The sequence below is a fragment of the Paracoccus mutanolyticus genome (assembly GCF_003285265.1).
GTDB classification, from domain to species: Bacteria; Pseudomonadota; Alphaproteobacteria; order Rhodobacterales; family Rhodobacteraceae; genus Paracoccus; species Paracoccus yeei.
Window position 1 is genome coordinate 251,076 of sequence record NZ_CP030239.1, and the last position, 18,861, is coordinate 269,936.

10 protein-coding genes and 5 pseudogenes are annotated in these 18,861 nt (G+C 69.1%); 12 read left to right on the plus strand and 3 right to left on the minus strand.

Annotated elements, in window-relative coordinates; translation table 11 throughout:
* The first annotated feature begins 145 nt into the window (after positions 1-145).
* Together eda and DPM13_RS01605 are read left to right on the plus strand one after the other, a co-directional pair.
* A complete protein-coding gene (eda, locus tag DPM13_RS01600; RefSeq protein ID WP_028717672.1) occupies positions 146-784 on the plus strand; it encodes a bifunctional 4-hydroxy-2-oxoglutarate aldolase/2-dehydro-3-deoxy-phosphogluconate aldolase in 639 nt (212 codons plus the stop codon).
* Between the two features lie 4 nt (positions 785-788).
* A pseudogene (locus tag DPM13_RS01605) lies at positions 789-2,002 on the plus strand (MFS transporter).
* A 74-nt stretch (positions 2,003-2,076) separates the two neighbouring features.
* Here DPM13_RS01605 and DPM13_RS01610 read toward each other — a convergent pair.
* Together DPM13_RS01610 and xseA are read right to left on the minus strand one after the other, a co-directional pair.
* Complete coding sequence (locus tag DPM13_RS01610; protein ID WP_112887318.1) at positions 2,077-3,441, minus strand: transposase; 1,365 nt, start codon at positions 3,439-3,441, stop codon at positions 2,077-2,079.
* A gap of 123 nt (positions 3,442-3,564) precedes the next feature.
* Positions 3,565-5,125: pseudogene (gene xseA, locus DPM13_RS01615) on the minus strand (exodeoxyribonuclease VII large subunit).
* 99 nt (positions 5,126-5,224) lie between these two features.
* Here xseA and purD point away from each other — a divergent pair.
* The 9 genes and pseudogenes from purD to DPM13_RS01660 all read left to right on the plus strand — a co-directional run bounded on the left by purD (position 5,225) and on the right by DPM13_RS01660 (position 16,684).
* Entirely contained in the window at positions 5,225-6,487 is a 1,263-nt protein-coding gene (gene purD, locus DPM13_RS01620) for a phosphoribosylamine--glycine ligase (RefSeq protein ID WP_112887319.1), read from the plus strand.
* Positions 6,488-6,791: 304 nt separating this feature from the next.
* A pseudogene (locus DPM13_RS01625) lies at positions 6,792-8,352 on the plus strand (2-isopropylmalate synthase).
* A 317-nt stretch (positions 8,353-8,669) separates the two neighbouring features.
* Entirely contained in the window at positions 8,670-9,704 is a 1,035-nt protein-coding gene (locus DPM13_RS01630) for a rod shape-determining protein (RefSeq protein ID WP_112887320.1), read from the plus strand.
* A gap of 13 nt (positions 9,705-9,717) precedes the next feature.
* Positions 9,718-10,641, plus strand: coding sequence for a rod shape-determining protein MreC (gene mreC / locus DPM13_RS01635; RefSeq protein WP_112887321.1), 924 nt, complete (start codon positions 9,718-9,720; stop codon positions 10,639-10,641).
* A complete protein-coding gene (locus tag DPM13_RS01640) occupies positions 10,634-11,158 on the plus strand; it encodes a rod shape-determining protein MreD (protein ID WP_112887322.1) in 525 nt (174 codons plus the stop codon). The genes mreC and DPM13_RS01640 overlap by 8 nt, the downstream gene beginning before the upstream one ends.
* 3 nt (positions 11,159-11,161) lie before the next feature.
* Positions 11,162-13,105 carry a penicillin-binding protein 2 gene (gene mrdA, locus DPM13_RS01645; protein WP_112887323.1) on the plus strand — a complete coding sequence of 648 codons (1,944 nt, stop codon included), beginning with the start codon at positions 11,162-11,164 and terminating at the stop codon, positions 13,103-13,105.
* A gap of 1 nt (position 13,106) precedes the next feature.
* Complete coding sequence (rodA, locus tag DPM13_RS01650) at positions 13,107-14,246, plus strand: rod shape-determining protein RodA (RefSeq protein WP_112887324.1); 1,140 nt, start codon at positions 13,107-13,109, stop codon at positions 14,244-14,246.
* A gap of 1 nt (position 14,247) precedes the next feature.
* Positions 14,248-15,163: pseudogene (locus DPM13_RS26470) on the plus strand (2-hydroxyacid dehydrogenase).
* 114 nt (positions 15,164-15,277) lie between these two features.
* Positions 15,278-16,684, plus strand: a pseudogene (locus DPM13_RS01660) (mannose-1-phosphate guanylyltransferase/mannose-6-phosphate isomerase).
* 108 nt (positions 16,685-16,792) lie between these two features.
* On the opposite strand, the gene DPM13_RS01665 reads toward DPM13_RS01660, so the two are convergent.
* The gene (locus DPM13_RS01665) at positions 16,793-17,407 is read right to left on the minus strand and encodes a TetR family transcriptional regulator C-terminal domain-containing protein (RefSeq protein WP_112887325.1); all 615 of its coding nucleotides are present in this window, start codon (positions 17,405-17,407) and stop codon (positions 16,793-16,795) included.
* A gap of 165 nt (positions 17,408-17,572) precedes the next feature.
* On the opposite strand from DPM13_RS01665, the gene DPM13_RS01670 reads away from it, so the two are divergent.
* Positions 17,573-18,847: a Zn-dependent hydrolase gene (locus tag DPM13_RS01670; protein ID WP_112888672.1), complete on the plus strand. Its 1,275-nt coding sequence runs from the start codon at positions 17,573-17,575 to the stop codon at positions 18,845-18,847.
* Positions 18,848-18,861 lie beyond the last annotated feature (14 nt).

Here is an 18,861-nt window from a genome sequence, read left to right on the forward strand (position 1 = left end):
CGCCTTGCCCGCCCCGTTCAGGGGCGGGCAAGGCGTGGGGGCAGAGCCCCCCTGCCAACCCCGCAGTTAACGCTAACGCCCGCCCTTGCGCAGCCGCTCGGAAAAGCGCACCCTGCGCGCAGCTTGCGAAAACCACGAGGCCGCCATGACCCCCGAGATCCAGTCCCAGAAAAGCCGCGCGCTTTGCGAACGCGCCCCGGTGATCCCGGTGCTGGTCGTGCCGGACGCCGCACGGGCCGAGGGGCTGGCGACGGCGCTGGTGGCGGGCGGGCTGCCGGTGCTCGAAATCACGCTGCGCACGCCCGCCGCGCTGGACGCGATCCGGCAGATGGCCCGCGTCAGCGGCGGCCATGTCGGCGCCGGGACCGTGCTGACGCCCGACGACGCCAAGCGCGCGCGCGACGCGGGCGCCAGCTTCGCCGTCTCGCCCGGCGCGACCGAACGCCTGGTCATGGCCTGTTCCGACATCGGCCTGCCCCTGCTTCCCGGGGCGGTGACCGCCTCCGAGGTCATGCGGGCGATGGAGATGGGCTATTCTATGCTCAAGTTCTTTCCGGCCGAGGCCGCGGGCGGCGCGAAGGCGCTGAAATCGCTGGCCGGCCCCCTGCCCCAGGTCAGCTTCTGCCCGACGGGCGGCGTGACCCCGGCGAACGCGCCCGATTACCTGGGCCTGCCCAATGTCGTCTGCGTGGGCGGCAGCTGGATCGCGCCGGATGCCGAGGTGGCGGCCGGCGACTGGGCCGCCATCGAGGCCCGGGCGCGCGAGGCGAGCGGGCTGCGCTGACGCCATGACCGCCGATCCCGAGATGCGCCGTGCCTGGCGCAATGTTGCCGTGCTGCTGCTTGCGCAGGCGGTCATGGGCGCGCAGATGTCGATGATCTTCATCGTGGGCGGGCTGACCGGGCAGATGCTCAGCCCCAACCCCTGCATCGCCACGCTGCCGTTGTCGATGATCGTCCTGGGCTCGGCCCTGTCGGCCCGGCCGCTGGCGGGCTTCATGCGCCGGCACGGCCGCCAGCGCGGCTTTGTCCTGGCCTGCGTCATGGGCGCCCTGGGCGCGGCCGGGGCGGCGGCGGGGATCGTGCTGGGCAATTTCTGGCTGTTCATGCTGAGCGGGCTGCTGACCGGCATCTATCAGGCCGCGCAGGGCTTCTATCGCTTTGCCGCGACCGATTGCGCGCCGCCCGAGTTCCAGTCCAGGGCGATCTCGCTGGTGCTGGCGGGCGGGCTGGTCGCGGCCTTCACCGGCCCCTTCCTGGTGCGGCTGACGGCCGAGGCGCGGCGGTGCCCTTCCTTGCGACCTATGCCGCGATCATCGGGCTGAACCTGGTGGGGCCGGTGCTGTTCGCCTTTCTGGACATTCCCCGACCCCCTGCGCCCGAGCCGGGCCACCCCCAGGGCCGGCCCCTTCGGGAACTGCTGCGGGTGCCGCGGATCACCGTCGCGATCATCTGCGGCATGGTGTCCTATGCGTTGATGAACCTGGTGATGACCTCGACCCCGCTGGCAGTGGTGGGCTGCGGGTTTCAAACCTCGGATGCGGCGAATATCGTGGCGCTGCATGTGCTGGCGATGTTCGGCCCGTCCTTTTTCACCGGCCATCTGATCGCGCGCTTCGGCGCCGCGCGGATCGTGATGCTGGGGCTGGCGATCCTGGGCGGCGCGGGGGCGGTCGCCCTGTCGGGGGTCGCGCTTGGGCATTTCTATATCGCGCTGATCCTGCTGGGGCTGGGCTGGAACTTCGGCTTCATCGGAGCCACCGCCATGCTGACCCGCGCCTACCGCCCCGAGGAGCGCGAAAGGGTGCAGGGCCTGAACGACGCCGTGGTCTTTGGCGGGGTGTTCCTGGCCTCGCTGTCTTCGGGCGGGTTGATGAACTGCCTGGGCGGGACCCCGCAGGCGGGCTGGAACGCGGTCAACCTTTCCATGCTGCCGTTCCTGGTGCTGGCGGGTGGGGCGCTGCTGTGGCTGATGCTGCGCCCGCGCGACCTGGCGCGCTAAGGGGGCACCGCCCCCTTTGGGCCAGCCCCTTTCTCGCTGAAAAAGCTCCCCCGGGGGCTGTTGAAGAAGTCGTTTCATGCTGCTGCTGGGATCTGGGGCAGGGTCCGATTTTCAATGATTGACCTGATGAACTGCAGGGCTGCCGCCAGCTTCTTGAGGTTCATTGCCACGGCCGTCAGGAGGGCCTGGATCTTCATGTTTTCGAGCCCTCTGCGGATGGCCCTGGCAAGTCCGTGGAGCGTCTTGGCCGTGCCGTGCGCGCCTTCGACCCGCCAACGGTGGCGCGTATGGATCGCGTGTTCATCGTCACCCCATGTCGCGCGTTTGCGCCGGGCGCGCAGGATGGCCGCATGCTTGGTTACGATATGCACCCGGCGAGATGTGGCGCCCCGGGGCAGGCATTGCGCCTTGAGGGGACAGCGTGTGCAATCGCGCCGGTCCGCACGATACCACTTTCCGGATTTGGTGCTGTTGCGAGGGGTCAGCCGCTTCTTCGCCGGACATCGGGCCACGTTGTTTTGAGGATCATACTTGAACCGCTCGGTGGGCAATCCCTGCGCCCCTTTGCGGCGGGGAGAGCGAAGAGGCGGGATGACGGCTTCGATCTGGCGGTCCTCAAGGGCGGCGAAGACCCGTCCCACCCCATAAACCGTGTCCGCCGTGATCCGGCCCGGGGTAACCCCGGGGGTCACTTCGATGGCGTCGAGGCGCTCGTCGATCCGGCCCGTGTCATGCTCCTCGCCGGTCACGATCTCTACATCGACGACGACGCCTGCCAGGTCATCAACCGCCGTGTGCTGCTTGCAGGCCGGGCGCAGCGGGGCACTGGAGGATGTCGCCATGGTGGCGTCCGGATCCGTGCGGCAGAGCGTCTTGAACCTGCCGCTCCTGCGCGCGTCCCGCGCCGTGTGGTCGGCCTCGGCTGTGTCGTGGGCTACCTCGACCGCATCCAGATGGCGCGTCACCAGCGCATCCATACTGACATTCGCCCGGATCAGGCTTGCGTCGATGTGGACGGCCTCGGCTGAAACCATCCCGGCTTGCTGGCACTGGCGCACGACTCGCGTGAAGATCCGGCGGAAGACGTCCTCGCCCCAACGCTGACGGATGCGCGTCAGCGAGGAGTGATCCGGCAGCGCCTCGTGCAAGGCGTGACCGACGAACCAGCGGATCGCGAGATTGACTTGCGCTTCCCTCATCAGGCGCCGGTCATGGACGATCCCGAGAAGAAAGCCAGCCAGCATCAGGCGCACAGCAACCTCGGGGTCGATGCCGGGGCGGCCGTGGTCGGCGCAAGAGAGAGCACCCACTTCAGCACGCAGCCACTCGAGATCGAGAACCTGATCAACCCTCACCAGCACATGGTCGTCAGGGATCAGGCTCCGGAGTGACCCGGTGATGAAAAGCTCCAGCTGCCCGCGTTCCTTCCGACCCAGCATTGTAACCTCCTATCCACCAATAGGCACAGTGAAACAGAGGGATGGCACTTCTTCTACAGCCCCCGGGGACCGTTTTCCGGGCGCTCGAAAGCCCCCGGGATATTTGGGCAAGAAAGAAATCCGCTAGAACAGGCTTTGCTGACCTTTGGGGGGCTTTTGCGGACGCGCGGGCTTCGGCGGCGTGGCATCGGGGCGGGCGGCAATGCGGCCGTCGGCGAACTCGACCTGCCAGCGCGGGACGCGGGCGGCGTCCTCGGCGCTGATGATCGGGGCATTGGGTCCGTGGACCACGGCGAAGCCGCGCTTCAGCGTTTCCTTGTAGCCGAGCGTCTGGCGCAGCCGGTCGAGACGCTCCAGCCGGTCGCGGCGGGGCGGCAGCAGCCGGGTTCCCGCCGCCGCCAGCCTGCGCGCCAGAAGACCCATGCGATCCCGGTCGCGCCCGATCCCGCGCAGGGCATCGGCGAGCGCGCGGGCGCGGGCGCGGTCCAGGCGTTCGGAGAGGGTCTTGAGGCGCTCGGCCCGGCGACTGCGGTCGCGCGCCAGCGACAGCGGCAGGCGCCCGCCTTGTTCGGCCAGCCGCTCGCGACGGATGCGCAGGCCGCTGCGCAGCACGGCAAGCGACAGGGGCAGCGCCGCCAGCCGGTCGCGGCGGCGGCGGCAACGCCTTTCAGCGCCGGCTCGAGCCGTTCGGCGAACAGGTCGAACCGCTGCCGCGCCGGGTCGGTCAGCGCCTGCGGCCGGCCGAGCGCCCGGCCAGGTCGGACAGGCGCTGGCGCTGCCGTTGGCGGTGATGTTCGCCCGCTCGCAGCATCCGCGCGCCCTGCTCGGCCAGCCGGGCCGCCAGCTCCGCCCGGACCGGCACCGCCATTTCGGCCGCCGCCGTCGGCGTCGGCGCGCGGCGGTCCGAGGCGAAGTCGATCAGCGTGGTATCGGTTTCGTGCCCCACGGCCGAGATCAGGGGAATGCCGCTGGCTGCCGCCGCCCGCACCACGGATTCCTCGTTGAAGCCCCAGAGGTCCTCGAGGCTGCCGCCGCCGCGGGCGACGATGATGAGATCGGGGCGCGGGATGGGGTCCGCGGGGTCGAGCGCGTTGAAGCCCTGGATCGCCGCCGTGACCTGGGGGGCGCAGCCCTCGCCCTGGACCGCCACGGGCCAGATCAGCACGCGGGTCGGAAAGCGGTCGCGCAGCCGGTGCAGGATGTCGCGGATCACCGCCCCCGAGGGCGAGGTGACGACCCCGATCACGCGCGGCAGATAGGGCAGCGGGCGCTTGCGCGCATCATCGAAAAGCCCCTCGGCCGCCAGGGCCTTGCGGCGCTTTTCCAGCATCAGCATCAGGGCGCCGGCGCCGGCGGGCTCGGTCTCGTCGACGATCAGCTGGTATTTGGACTGGCCCGGGAAGGTGGTCAGGCGGCCCGTGGCGATGACCTCGATCCCCTCCTCGGGGCGGGTCGAGAGGCGGGCGGCCTGGCCCTTCCAGGTGACGGCCGCGATGCAGGCACGGTCGTCCTTGAGGTCGAAGTAGAGATGCCCCGAGGACGGGCGCGACACCCGCCCGATTTCGCCGCGCACGCGGACGCGGCCGAACTGGTCCTCGAGCGTGCGTTTGATCGCGCCCGAGATTTCCGAGACGGTGAATTCATGGGCATTGCTGCCGGGGGCGTCGTCGTCGATCAGGTCCATGCCCCGGTTCTGGCCCCTTGGCCCCCGGGGATCAAGGGGATTGATATGGGTCGGTCCTGTTCCTAGAAGGCGGCAGACAGCGCAAGAAGGGGCTTTGCCATGAACATCCTGATCCTTGGCGGCGGCGGACGCGAACATGCGCTGGCCTGGGCGATCCGGCAGAACCCCAAATGCGACCGGCTGTTCGTGGCTCCGGGCAATGCGGGCATGGAAAGCGTCGCGCGGCTGGTCGATCTGGACATCCTGTCCGGCCCCGATGTCATCGCCTTCTGCGAGGAAAACGCCATCGACCTGGCGGTGATCGGTCCCGAGGCGCCGCTTGCGGCGGGCGTCGCGGACGACCTGCGCGCGGCGGGCTTTCTGGTCTTTGGCCCGTCGAAGGCGGCGGCGATGCTGGAGGCGTCGAAAAGTTTCACCAAGGCGGTCTGCGACGCCTGCGGCGCGCCGACCGCCGCCTGGGCGCGCTTTGACGCCGCGGGGCCGGCGCGGGACTATATCCGCGACAAGGGCGCGCCGATCGTCGTCAAGGCCGATGGCCTGGCCGCCGGCAAGGGCGTGACCGTCGCCATGACCGAGGCCGAGGCGCTGGCCGCCGTGGACGAGGCCTTCGGCGGTGCTTTCGGCGCGGCCGGGGCCGAGGTGGTGATCGAGGAATTCATGGAGGGCGAGGAGGCGAGCTTCTTCGTGCTGTGCGACGGGATGGATTGCCTGCCCATCGGCACCGCGCAGGACCACAAGCGCGTGGGCGAGGGCGACACCGGCCCGAACACCGGCGGCATGGGCGCCTATTCCCCCGCCCCGGTGCTGACCGAGGCCATCCAGGACGACGTGATGGCGCGGATCGTGCGCCCCACCGTGGCCGAGATGGCGCGGCGCGGCACGCCGTTCCAGGGGGTGCTTTACGCCGGGCTGATGATCCGGGACGGGCAGGCGCGGCTGGTCGAATACAACGTGCGCTTCGGCGACCCGGAATGCCAGGTGCTGATGATGCGGCTGGGTGCGCAGGCGCTGGACCTGATCCTGGCCTGCGCCGAGGGGCGGCTGACCGAGACCGCCGTCACCTGGGCCGAGGATCACGCGCTGACCGTGGTCCTGGCGGCCCGCGGCTATCCCGGCGCCTATGAGAGGGGGACCGAGATCGGGGGGCTGGACGCCCTGCCCCGGGATTCCAGCCAGATGGTGTTTCACGCCGGAACCGCCCTGAAGGATGGCGCGCTGGTCGCGACGGGCGGGCGCGTGCTGGCCGCGACGGGGCGCGGCGCCACCCTGGCCGAGGCGCGTGCCCGCGCCTATGCCCTGGCCGATGCCATCGACTGGCCGGGCGGGTTCTACCGCCGCGATATCGGCTGGCGGGCGTTGTGACGGCGCCGCCGTTGGCATGGGTATTTGGAAAACGGTTAAAGCCGGGGCGCGGCTCTGGCCCGGCTGAATCGCGCGGGCGGGCGATTTTCGGTCTTTTCAAACGGCTGGGGCGGCGCCTATAGTTCGCGCCATGACTCGGATGCGACAGATCATTGCCACGGCCCCCGACGCGCGGAACGGCGCGCGCCTGGCCGTGAACCTCCGCGGTCTTCTCCTTCTTACGCTGCGCTGAGCGGGTCTTCCGGGCCGCCGCTCAGTCTGGTTCGTGCCCGGTGCTGACCAGAGTGAAGAAGGATTCCCCAAGATGACCGACAAGAACCGCGTCCTGATTTTCGACACCACCCTGCGCGACGGCGAACAGTCCCCCGGCGCCACCATGACCCATGAGGAAAAGCTGGAAATCGCCCAGATGCTGGACGAGATGGGCGTGGATGTGATCGAGGCGGGCTTTCCCATCGCCTCGGAGGGCGATTTCGCCGCCGTGACCGAGATCGCCAAGCGCGCGCAGAACAGCGTGATCTGCGGCCTGGCCCGCGCCCAGTTTCCCGACATCGACCGCTGCTGGGAGGCGGTGAAGCATGCCCGCCAGCCGCGCATTCACACCTTCATCGGCACCTCGCCGCTGCACCGGGCCATTCCGAACCTGGACATGGACCAGATGGCCGAGCGCATCCAGCAGACCGTGACCCATGCGCGCAACCTGTGCGACAACGTGCAATGGTCGCCCATGGACGCGACCCGGACCGAGCATGACTATCTGTGCCGCGTGGTGGAAATCGCCATCAAGGCCGGCGCGACCACGATCAACATCCCCGATACCGTGGGCTATACCGCGCCGCGCGAAAGCGCCGCGCTGATCGCCATGCTGCTGGAGCGGGTGCCGGGCGCGGACGAGATCGTCTTTGCCACCCATTGCCACAACGACCTGGGCATGGCGACGGCCAACAGCCTGGCCGCGGTCGAGGCGGGCGCCCGCCAGATCGAATGCACCATCAACGGGTTGGGCGAGCGCGCTGGCAATACCGCGCTGGAGGAGGTCGTGATGGCGCTGAAGGTGCGTCACGACATCATGCCCTATACCACCGGCATCGACACGACGAAGATCATGGGCCTGTCGCGGCGGGTGGCGCAGGCCTCGGGCTTTGTCGTGCAGCCGAACAAGGCCATCGTCGGCAAGAACGCCTTCCTGCACGAATCCGGCATCCACCAGGACGGGGTGCTGAAGAACGTCGAGACCTTCGAGATCATGCGCCCGGCCGACATCGGCCTGAACGAGGCCAATATCGCCATGGGCAAGCATTCGGGCCGCGCCGCGCTGCGCGCCAAGCTGCGCGACCTGGGCTATGAGGTGGGCGACAACCAGCTGAAGGACGTCTTCGTCCGCTTCAAGGCGCTGGCCGACCGCAAGAAGGAGATCTACGACGACGACCTGGTCGCGCTGATGCAGGACAGCGCAGCGAACACCGAGCACGACTATCTGCAGGTCAAGCACCTGCGCGTGGTCTGCGGCAGCGACGGGCAGTCGGCCGACCTGACCATGAGCGTCGGCGGCGAGGACAAGACGGTCCACGCGACCGGCGACGGCCCGGTGGACGCCTGCTTCAACGCCGTCAAGGCGATCTGGCCGCATGATGCGCGGCTGCAGCTGTATCAGGTTCATGCCGTGACCGAGGGCACCGACGCCCAGGCCACCGTCAGCGTGCGCATGGAGGAGGAGGACCGCATCGCCACCGGCCAGGCCGCCGACACCGACACCGTCCTGGCCAGCGCAGGCGCTATGTCGGCGCGCTGAACCGGCTGAAGGTGCGGCGCGAGATGGTCGGCGAGAGCGCCGATGCAAGCAGGTCAGCATGTATTCGCACTGATCGCGCGATGATTGTGACAAGGGGGCGGTCCCGGCGGCCGCCCCCTTTTTCGCGCCCGGCGCCGGCGCGCCCGAACCCTGCCCGCGTTTTCCGCTGTCCGGGCAAGGGGATGGGGGCCGATCCCGCACCGCGCCGCCCTGCCCCGCGGGCGGGACACACCCCCGCCCTGCCCTGCAAATTCCGGGTTTTCGTTAATCAAATGGCGGCCTATATGTCCACAACCCCTGGCGGGCGCGACTCGCGGGGCAATCGGGCAATGGCTGTCGATGAACGACAGCGCAGGGCCGTCTTGGCAGGGACGGCAGAAGGGACAGAAGATGGCCTTGGGCGGATTGTTTTCCACCGATATCGCGATCGACCTCGGGACAGCGAACACGCTGATCTATGTCAAGGGCAAGGGCATCATCCTGAACGAGCCTTCGGTCGTGGCCTACCACGTCAAGGACGGCAAGAAGCAGGTCCTGGCCGTGGGCGAGGACGCGAAGCTGATGCTTGGCCGCACCCCCGGCAGCATCGAGGCGATCCGCCCGATGCGCGACGGCGTCATCGCCGACTTCGATACCGCCGAGGAAATGATCAAGCATTTCATCAAGAAGGTGTTCCGGCGCACCAGCTTTTCCAAGCCCAAGGTCATCGTCTGCGTGCCGCATGGCGCGACCCCGGTCGAAAAGCGCGCGATCCGCCAGTCGGTCCTGTCGGCCGGCGCCCGCAAGGCCGGGCTGATCGCCGAGCCCATCGCCGCCGCCATCGGCGCGGGGATGCCCATCACCGAGCCCACCGGCAGCATGGTCGTCGACATCGGTGGCGGCACGACCGAGGTCGCCGTCCTGTCGCTGGGCGACGTGGTCTATGCCCGCTCGGTCCGCATCGGCGGCGACCGCATGGACGACGCGCTGATCAGCTATCTGCGGCGAAACCACAACCTGCTGATCGGCGAGGCCACGGCCGAGCGCGTCAAGACCCAGATCGGCACCGCCCGCATGCCCGACGACGGCAGGGGCGCCACCATCATGGTGCGCGGCCGCGACCTTCTGAACGGCATCCCGAAGGAAATGGAGATCACCCAGGCCATGGTCGCCGAGGCCCTGTCCGAGCCGGTTCAGCAGATCTGCGAGGCGGTGATGGTCGCGCTGGAAGCGACGCCCCCGGACCTCGCGGCCGACATCGTGGACCGCGGCGTCATGCTGACCGGCGGCGGCGCCATGCTGGGCGAACTGGACCTGGCGCTGCGCGAGCAGACCGGGCTGATGATCAGCCTGGCCGACCAGCCGATGAGCTGCGTCGCGCTTGGCACCGGCAAGGCGCTGGAGTTCGAAAAGCAGCTGCGCCATGTGATCGACTACGACAGCTGATCGGGGGGGCGGCGTGGCACGCAAGGGCCCCGATTACGCGGCTCCGGTGCGGCGCATCCTGGTTGCGCTGCTGGTGCTGCTGCTGCTGGGCATCTTCCTGTTCTGGCAGATCGACAGCCCGCGCGCCGAACGGATGCGCGCGGCGGTGGTCGACCGCTTCGTGCCGGGCTTTGAATGGGTCATGGCGCCGGTGACGCGGCTGGGGCGCATGGCGGCGGGCTTTCAGTCCTATGCCCGGCTTTACGAGCAGAACCAGGAACTGCGCCGCGAGTTGCAGAAGATGGCCGCCTGGAAAGAGGCGGCCGTCCAGCTGGAACAGGAAAACGCCAAGCTTCTGGCGCAGAACAACGTGCGCATCGACCCGGCGCTGACCTATATCTCGGGCGTCGTGCTGACCGACAGCGGCAGCGCCTTTCGCCAGTCGGTGCTGCTGAACGTGGGCGCGCGCGACGGCATCCTGGACGGCTGGGCGACCATGGACGGGCTGGGTCTGGTCGGCCGCATCTCGGGCGTGGGCGAGACGACCAGCCGCGTCATGCTGCTGACCGATCCCTCCAGCCGGATCCCGGTCACGATCCTGCCCTCGGGGCAGCATGCGTTGCTGTCGGGGGACAACACCGCCCTGCCCGCGCTGGAGTTCATCGAAAGCCCCGAAAACCTGCGCCCGGGCGACCGGGTCATCAGTTCGGGCGACGGCGGCGTGTTCCCGCCCGGCCTGCCGGTGGGCCAGGTGGCGATGGCGACCGACGGGCGGCTGCGGGTGCGGCTGGCGGCCGACTACGGGCGGCTTGAATTCCTGCGCGTGCTGCGCAGCCACCCGCCCGAGCAGCTGGCCGACACGGGCCTGCTGATCCCGCCGCCGACCGCCGATTTCATCGGCCCGCCGATGCCGCCGGTCGTGACCCCCGCCCCCGCCGCGGACCCCGCCGATGATTGACGCGGCGCGCCATCAGCGGCTGGTCGGGACCGCGCTTTACGTCCTGCTGTTCCTGGCCGTCCTGCTGCTGCGCCTGCTGCCGCTGGCCCCCGGGCGCGTCCCTGTGCCCGGCCCCGACATCGCGCTGTGCCTGACGCTTGCCTGGATCCTGCGCCGCCCCGATCAGGTGCCCGTGCTGGTCGTGGCCGCCCTGTTCCTGCTTGAGGACATCCTGCTGCTGCGTCCGCCGGGGCTGTGGGCGGCCATCGTGGTGCTCGGCTCGGACGCGGCGCGGCGACGCGAGCATCGCTGGCGCGAACTGCCCTTTGTCATTGAATGGTTGCGCGTCGCAGCACTTCTGGCGATCATGGCGCTGGCGGGCCGCCTTGCCCTGTCGATGTTTTTCCTGCCCCTGCCGCCCCTGGGCCAGGCGGTCCTGCAGTATATCGCGACAGTGGCGGCCTGGCCGGTCGTGGCGGGCCTTCTGGCCTGGCCTCTGGGCCTGCGCCGCACGCCCTCCGAGATCGAGACGAGGTAGACCATGCGCAAGTCGCAAAAGGAAATCGCCGACAGCGCGCGCTCGATCTCGCGCCGGGTGGTGATGCTGGGCGCGATCCAGGCGGCGGTGGTCGGTGTGCTGGGGCTGCGGCTGCGCTCGATGCAGCTCGACCGGGCGGACGAATACCGGATGCTGTCGGACGGGAACTCGATCAAGATCCGGCTGCTGCCGCCCGCGCGCGGGCTGATCCTGGACCGGACGGGGATCGTCATCGCGGGCAACGAACAGAACTATCGCGTCACCCTGACGCGCGAGGACGCGGGCGACGTGTCGCTGGTGCTGGCCCGGCTGCGCCATATCGTGCCGATGACCGACGCCCAGGCCGCCGCCCTGCTCGAGGAGATCCGCCGCCGCAGCGCCGTGACCCCGGTCCTGGTCGCGGACCGGCTGCGCTGGCAGGAGTTCTCCTCGATCGCGATCAACGCCCCCTCGCTGCCCGGCGTCACGCCCGAGGCGGGGCTGTCGCGCAGCTATCCGCGCAGCGGCGATTTCGCCCATGTGCTGGGCTATGTCGGGCCGGTGTCCGATTATGACCTGTCCCGGATCGAGAACCCCGACCCCGTGCTGCGCCTGCCCGAGTTCCAGCTGGGCAAGGTCGGCATGGAGGCCAAGCTCGAGGAGCCGCTGCGCGGCAAGGCGGGCGCCCGCCGGGTCGAGGTGAACAGCGCCGGGCGCGAGATGCGCGAGCTGTCCCGGATCGAGGGGCAGCAGGGCGCGACGGTGCAGACGACGCTGGACGCGCGGCTGCAGAACTTCGCCACCCAGCGGCTGGGCAGCGAAAGCGCGGCGGCGGTGGTCATCGACGTGACGAACGGCGACATCGTGGCGATTTCGTCGTCGCCGGTCTTTGACCCGAATATGTTCGTGCGCGGCATCTCGGGGCCGGACTACCGCGCGCTGATGAACCACGACCACCGCCCGCTGGCCGACAAGACCGTGCAGGGCGCCTATCCGCCGGGATCCACCTTCAAGATGGTGACGCTGCTGGCCGGGCTGGAATCGGGCGTCATCAACGGCGGCTCGCGGTTTTTCTGCCCGGGCTACATCCAGCTTGCCGGCCGCCGGTTCCACTGCTGGAGCCGGGGCGGGCACGGCACGGTCGATCCGGTGGGCAGCCTGGCCCATTCCTGCGACGTGTTCTATTACGAACTCGCGCAGCGCGTCGGCATCGACCGCATTGCCGAGATGGCGCGCAGGCTGGGGATCGGGGTCAAGCACGACCTGCCCATGTCCGCCATCACCGAAGGCATCGCCCCCGACCGCGCCTGGAAGAAGGCGCGCTATGGCCAGGAATGGCAGGTGGGCGATTCCGTCAACGCCTCGATCGGACAGGGCTATGTGCTGGCCTCGCCGCTGCAGCTGGCGGTGATGACGGCGCGGCTCGCCACGGGGCTCGAGGTCAAGCCCAGGCTGGTGCGCGCCATCGACGGCGTCCCCGAGCCCGATCCGCAGTTCGCCGAACTGGGGCTGAACCCGCTGAACCTGCGCACCGCGCGGGCGGGCATGGACGCGGTGATGAATTCGGACCGGGGCACCGCCCGACGCGCCCGCATCGCCGCCGCCGAATGGCGCATGGCGGGCAAGACCGGGACCAGCCAGGTCAGGAACATCACCGCCGCCGAGCGCGCGCGCGGGGTCATCTCGAACGACCAGCTGCCCTGGAACCGGCGCGACCACGCGCTGTTCGTCTGCTACGCCCCGTTCGAGGCGCCGCGCTATGCCGTCTCGGTCGTGGTGGAACATGGCGGCGGCGGCTCGGCCGTGGCGGCGCCCATCGCGCGCGACATCCTGCTGTTCGCCCTGGCGGGCGGCCTGCCCCCGATCACCGCCTATCCCGACGACGGCACCCGCGCCAAGGTCCAGGAGATGTGGTCCAGGATGGACCTGATGCCCCAGGCCGCCCCCACCGCCCGCGCGCGAGCCTGACATGAGCCAGCTGGATTATTCGGTCGAGCGTGTGCCCACCGGCTGGCGCAAGATCCTGTATCTGAACTGGCCGCTGGTCTTTCTTGTCACGGCGGTCAGCTGCATCGGATTCCTGATGCTGTATTCGGTGTCGGGCGGGGATATCGACCGCTGGGCCATGCCGCAGATGGAGCGGTTCGCCGCCGGCATGGTCATCATGATCGCGCTGGCCTTCGTGCCCACCTGGTTCTGGCGCTCGATCTCGGTCGGGTTCTATGCGGTCTGCCTGCTGCTGCTGGTCCTGGTCGAGGTGATGGGCCATGTCGGCATGGGCGCGCAGCGCTGGCTGGTGATCGGCCCGATCCGCATCCAGCCGTCCGAGCTGACCAAGATCGCCTTCGTCATGACGCTGGCCGCCTATTACGACTGGCTGCCGGTCGAAAAGGTCTCGCGTCCCTTGTGGGTGCTGATCCCGGTCGTGCTGATCCTGGCGCCGACCGCGCTGGTCCTGATGCAGCCGGACCTGGGCACCTCGGTCATGCTGATCGCGGGCGGCGGCATCGTCATGTTCGCGGCCGGCGTCAGCCTGTGGTATTTCGCCGCCGTCATCGCCATCGTGGTGGGCCTGGTGACGGCGGTGATGGAAAGCCGCGGCACCGACTGGCAGTTGCTGCACGACTATCAGTTCAAGCGCATCGACACCTTCCTCGACCCCGGCTCGGACCCCCTTGGGGCCGGCTACAACATCATGCAGGCGCAGATCGCGCTGGGATCGGGGGGCTGGTCGGGGCGCGGCTTCATGCAGGGCACGCAATTGCGGCTGAACTTCCTGCCCGAAAAGCACACCGACTTCATCTTTACCTCGCTGGCCGAGGAGTTCGGCTTTGTCGGCGCCTCGTCGCTGCTGGCGCTTTACGTCCTGATCCTGGGGTTCTGCCTGTATTCGGCGCTGACCAACAAGGACCGCTTCGCCAGCCTGATGACCATCGGCATCGCGGGGACGTTCTTTCTGTATTTCGCAATCAACATGGCCACGGTCATGGGGATGCTGCCCGCCAAGGGCTCTCCCCTGCCGCTGGTCAGCTATGGAGGGACCTCACTGATGATCCTGCTGATGGGATTCGGCATCCTGCAATCGGCCCATGTCCACAGGCCGCGCTAAGATGCGGGTGCTGTTCGCCGCGCCCGGCCATTACTGGAAGGCCTGGGCCCCCGCCCTGCGCGCCGCCTGCCCCGAGGCCGAGTTGTGCCGCGACGGCGACCCGGCCGGCTTCGACGCGCTGATCTATGCGCCGGGCTATCCCGAGGATGGCGGTGCGCTGGACTTTACCCCCTTCACCCGCGCGCGCGTCGTGCAAAGCCTGTGGGCGGGGGTCGAACGCATCGTGACCAACCCGACCCTGACCCAGCCCCTGTGCCGCATGGTCGATCCGGGGCTGGCGCTGGGGATGCGGGACTATTGCCTGGGCTGGGCGATGCGGGCGCATCTGGGCATGGACGCCTATGCCCAGGACGGGGTCTGGCGGAACGGGTTGGTGCCGCCCCTGGCCTCGGCGCGCCGTGTCACGGTGCTGGGCCTTGGCGAGCTTGGCCGCACCGTGGCGCTGGGGCTGGCGGGCCTCGGTTTCGACGTCACCGGCTGGTCGCTCTCGGGCCGCCCGGTCGAGGGGATCGAGGTCCTGGCCGGCCCCGACCTGCCCCGCGCGTTGCAGCGGGCCGAGATCCTGGTCTGCCTGCTGCCCGACACCGCCCAGACCCGCGACCTGCTCGATGCCGAAACCCTGCTCTGCTGCCGCGCGGCGCCGGATCGTCAACGCCGGCCGCGGCACGCTGATCGACGAGGAGGCGCTGATCCCCGCGCTCGAGGACGGCGGCCGCCACGCCGTGCTGGACGTGTTCCGGCACGAACCCCTGCCGCCCGGCCATCCGTTCTGGGCCCACCCGCGCGTGATCGTCACCCCCCATGTCGCGGCCGAGACGCGGCCCGCCACCGCCGCCCCCGTCGCCGCCGAGAACCTGCGCCGGGCCATGGCGGGCGCGCCCCTGCTGCATCTGGTCGACAGAACGCGCGGCTATTGAATGGTCCGGTTTACCGGCGCCGCCCCGGCATGGTATCGGCGGCTTGCAAGGCAGGCGCCTTGCACTGATAACGGGAAGCAAGGGGCAGGAACGCCCGCGCGGATGGAGTGAGGCATGGTGATAACCCCTGTTCTTCTGGCTGGCGGATCGGGCACGCGGCTATGGCCGGTGTCGCGCAAGAGCTTTCCCAAGCAGTTCGCGCCGCTGGTCGGCGACGAGACGCTGTTCCAGGCCTCGGCCAAGCGGCTGTCGGGGGCGCGCTACGCCGCGCCCATCGTCATGACCAACGCCGATTTCCGCTTTGTCGTGGCCGAGCAGATGGCCGGCATCGGCATCAAGCCCGCCGCACCTGATCGAGCCGGCGGGCCGCAACACCGCCCGCGCGATCCTGGCCGCGGCGCTGATGGCGGCGGAGAAGAACCCCGACGCGCTGCTTCTGGTCGCGCCCTCGGACCATGTCGTGCCCGATGCGGAGGCCTTCGGGCGCGCGGTCGAGCGGGGCCATAGACCGGGTCTCGGGTCTCTATGGTGGTTTTGCGAACCACACCACAGAGGAGACCGGCTATGGCCAAGGCTGAGCATAATTCGGATGCCCGCGTTCTGGTAGGCATCGTCGAAAAGCCCGACGCCGACACCGCCCGCGCCATGATTGCGGACGGCAACTACCTGTGGAACGCGGGCATCTTCCTGTTCACCGCGCGCACCATGATCGAGGCGTTTCGTGCCCATGCGCCGGACTACCTCGAGCCCGTGCAGACCGCGCTGGACGAGGCGCAGAAGGATCTGGGGTTTCTGCGCCTTGCGCCCGAGCCCTGGGACCGGCTGCCCGACCTGTCGATCGACTATGCGGTGCTGGAAAAGGCCGCGAACCTGTCGGTCGTGCGCTATTCGGGCCACTGGTCGGACCTGGGCGGCTGGGATGCGGTCTGGCGCGAGACGCAGGCCGCGACAGCGCCCGAACGCGGCGCCGTGGTGGACGACCGCTCGACCGCCATCGACTGCGACAACGTGCTGCTGCGCTCGCAGGACGAGGGGATCGAGGTCGTGGGCATCGGGCTGAAGGACGTGATGGTGGTATCCACCAAGGACGCCGTCCTGGTCGCAGGGATGGACCGGGCGCAGGACGTCCGCAAGGCGGTCTCGGCGCTGAAGTCCAAGGGCGCGCGGCAGGCCGAGACCTTCCTGCGCGACCACCGCCCCTGGGGCTGGTATGAAACCCTGGCCCTGGCCGACCGCTTCCAGGTCAAGCGGATCGTGGTGAACCCCGGCGCGGCGCTGTCGCTGCAATCGCATTTCCACCGATCCGAGCACTGGATCGTGGTGTCGGGGACGGCGCGGGTCACGGTGGACGACACAGTCACGCTGGTGACGGAAAACCAGTCGATCTATGTGCCGCTCGGCGCGGTGCACCGGATGGAGAACCCGGGCAAGGTGCCGATGGTGCTGATCGAGGTGCAGACCGGGTCCTATCTGGGCGAGGACGACATCGTGCGCTACGAGGATGTCTATTCGCGCAGCTGACGGGCTGGCCGGGGGCGCGGCCCCCACGCCCCCCGCCCCCCTCGATGGGGGGCAGGAGGCGTTCCCCCGGGATATTTTTTTAAGAAAGAAACGCTCGCCGGTCCCGCCTCAAGGGGCCAACAGCTTGCGATATAGCTGGTCCAGGAAGGCCTGCGCCTCGGCATAGGGGTCGTGGCCCTGGCCCAGGACGGCGCGGACCTGCACCTCGAAATCAGCGTAATGCTGGGTCAGCGCCCAGATCGAGAACAGCAGGTGGCGCGGGTCGAGCGCGGCGATGCGTCCTTCGGCCGACCAGCGGGCGATGAGCGCGGATTTTTCGTCGACCAGGTCGCGCAGCGCCCCGCCCAGCATCGGCCCCAGCCGGGGGGCGCCCTGCAGGACCTCGTTGGCGAAAAGCCGGCTTTCCTGGGGATAGTCGCGCGACATCTGCAACTTGCGCTTTGCGTAGGCAAGCAGCTGTTCGACCGGGTCGCCCTGTGCCTGCAATTCGCGCAAGGGCGCCAGCCAGAGGTCCAGGAGCTGGTCGAGAAGGGTGCTGTGAATCGCCTCTTTCGACGGGAAGTAATAGAGGACATTGGGCTTGGAAAGGCCCGCCGTCTCGGCGATGCGGTCGATGGTCGTGCCGGCGAAGCCCTGTGCCGAAAATTCCTGCAGCGCCGCGGCCAGGATCGCCTGCCGGTTCTTTTCCTGGATCCGGCTGCGGGGTCGCGTCGGCTGGTTCATGGCATTTCCGGCAAGGCGCGCGTGGCGCGGGGCGGGCGGTCGATCGGGGCGCTTGACTGGCCCCTGCCCCGTGCTAGCCTGATCCTGACCAACTGGTCAATATTTGCGGACCATCCCGCCGACCGCCCGGCAAGAGGCGGCGGCCAGACAGGAAGGATGCAGGAAATGACGGATGCCACCCTGGCGGAATCGGCAGCGCCCGCCGCCAATATCAAGGTCGATGGCGACCGGCTGTGGGACAGCCTGATGGAGATGGCGAAGATCGGTCCCGGCATCGCCGGCGGCAACAACCGCCAGGCCCTGACCGACGAGGACGCCGAGGCGCGGCGCCTGTTCCGGTCCTGGGCCGAGGAGGCCGGCATGGTCATGACCGTGGACCAGATGGGCAACATGTTCTTTCGCCACGAGGGCGAAGACCCGGACCTGGACCCCGTCTATATCGGCAGCCACCTGGACACCCAGCCCACCGGCGGGAAATACGACGGCGTGCTGGGGGTGCTGGCCGGGCTGGAAGTCGTGCGCAGCATCCGCGACCTGGGGCTGCGCACGCGCCGGCCCATCGTGGTGACGAACTGGACGAACGAGGAGGGCACGCGCTTTGCCCCGGCCATGCTGGCCTCGGGCGTGTTCGCGGGCGTCATCGACCAGGATCACGCCTATTCGCGCAAGGATGCCAAGGGCCGCAGCTTCGGAGAGGAGCTGGAGCGGATCGGCTGGAAGGGCGACGAGGTGCCCGGCGACCGCAGGATCCATGCGATGTTCGAATATCACATCGAGCAGGGCCCGATCCTGGAGGCCGAGGGGGTGCAGATCGGCGTGGTCACGCATGGCCAGGGCTTGCGCTGGATCGAATGCACGGTGACCGGCAAGGGGCAGCATACCGGATCGACCCCCATGGCGATGCGCCGCAATGCCGGGCGCGGCCTCGCGCAGCTGACCGAACTGGTCCACGAGATCGCAATGAAGCACCAGCCCGATGCCGTCGGCGCCATCGGCCACATCGACGTCTATCCGAACAGCCGCAACATCATCCCAGAAAAGGTTGTTTTCACGGTCGATTTCCGCAGCCACCTGTTGCCCGTCCTGCTGGCCATGGTCGAGGAGTTCCAGGCCCGCGCCCCGGCGCTTTGCGAGGCGCTGGGATGTTCCTTCGACAGCCAGATCGTGGGCCAGTTCGATCCCCCCGCCTTCGACCCCGCCCTGGTCGAGCGGGTGCGAAACGCCGCCGGGCGGCTGGGCTATAGCCACCGCGACATCGTCTCGGGCGCGGGCCATGACGCCTGCTGGATCAACAAGGTCGCGCCGACGGTGATGATCATGTGCCCGTGCGTCGACGGACTGTCGCACAACGAGGCCGAGGAGATCAGCCCCGAATGGGCCTCGGCCGGGGCCGACGTGCTGCTGCACGCGGTGCTGGAGACGGCCGAGATCGTCGCCTGAAAGGCCGGCAGCCT

Coding starts and splice junctions, on each gene's coding strand:
- eda (WP_028717672.1), top strand. CDS start 146: ATGACCCCCGAGATCCAGTCCCAGAAAAGCCGCGCGCTTTGCGAACGC.
- DPM13_RS01610 (WP_112887318.1), bottom strand. CDS start 3,441: ATGCTGGGTCGGAAGGAACGCGGGCAGCTGGAGCTTTTCATCACCGGG.
- rodA (WP_112887324.1), top strand. CDS start 13,107: ATGAGCCAGCTGGATTATTCGGTCGAGCGTGTGCCCACCGGCTGGCGC.
- mrdA (WP_112887323.1), top strand. CDS start 11,162: ATGCGCAAGTCGCAAAAGGAAATCGCCGACAGCGCGCGCTCGATCTCG.
- DPM13_RS01630 (WP_112887320.1), top strand. CDS start 8,670: ATGGCCTTGGGCGGATTGTTTTCCACCGATATCGCGATCGACCTCGGG.
- purD (WP_112887319.1), top strand. CDS start 5,225: ATGAACATCCTGATCCTTGGCGGCGGCGGACGCGAACATGCGCTGGCC.
- DPM13_RS01640 (WP_112887322.1), top strand. CDS start 10,634: ATGATTGACGCGGCGCGCCATCAGCGGCTGGTCGGGACCGCGCTTTAC.
- DPM13_RS01665 (WP_112887325.1), bottom strand. CDS start 17,407: ATGAACCAGCCGACGCGACCCCGCAGCCGGATCCAGGAAAAGAACCGG.
- DPM13_RS01670 (WP_112888672.1), top strand. CDS start 17,573: ATGACGGATGCCACCCTGGCGGAATCGGCAGCGCCCGCCGCCAATATC.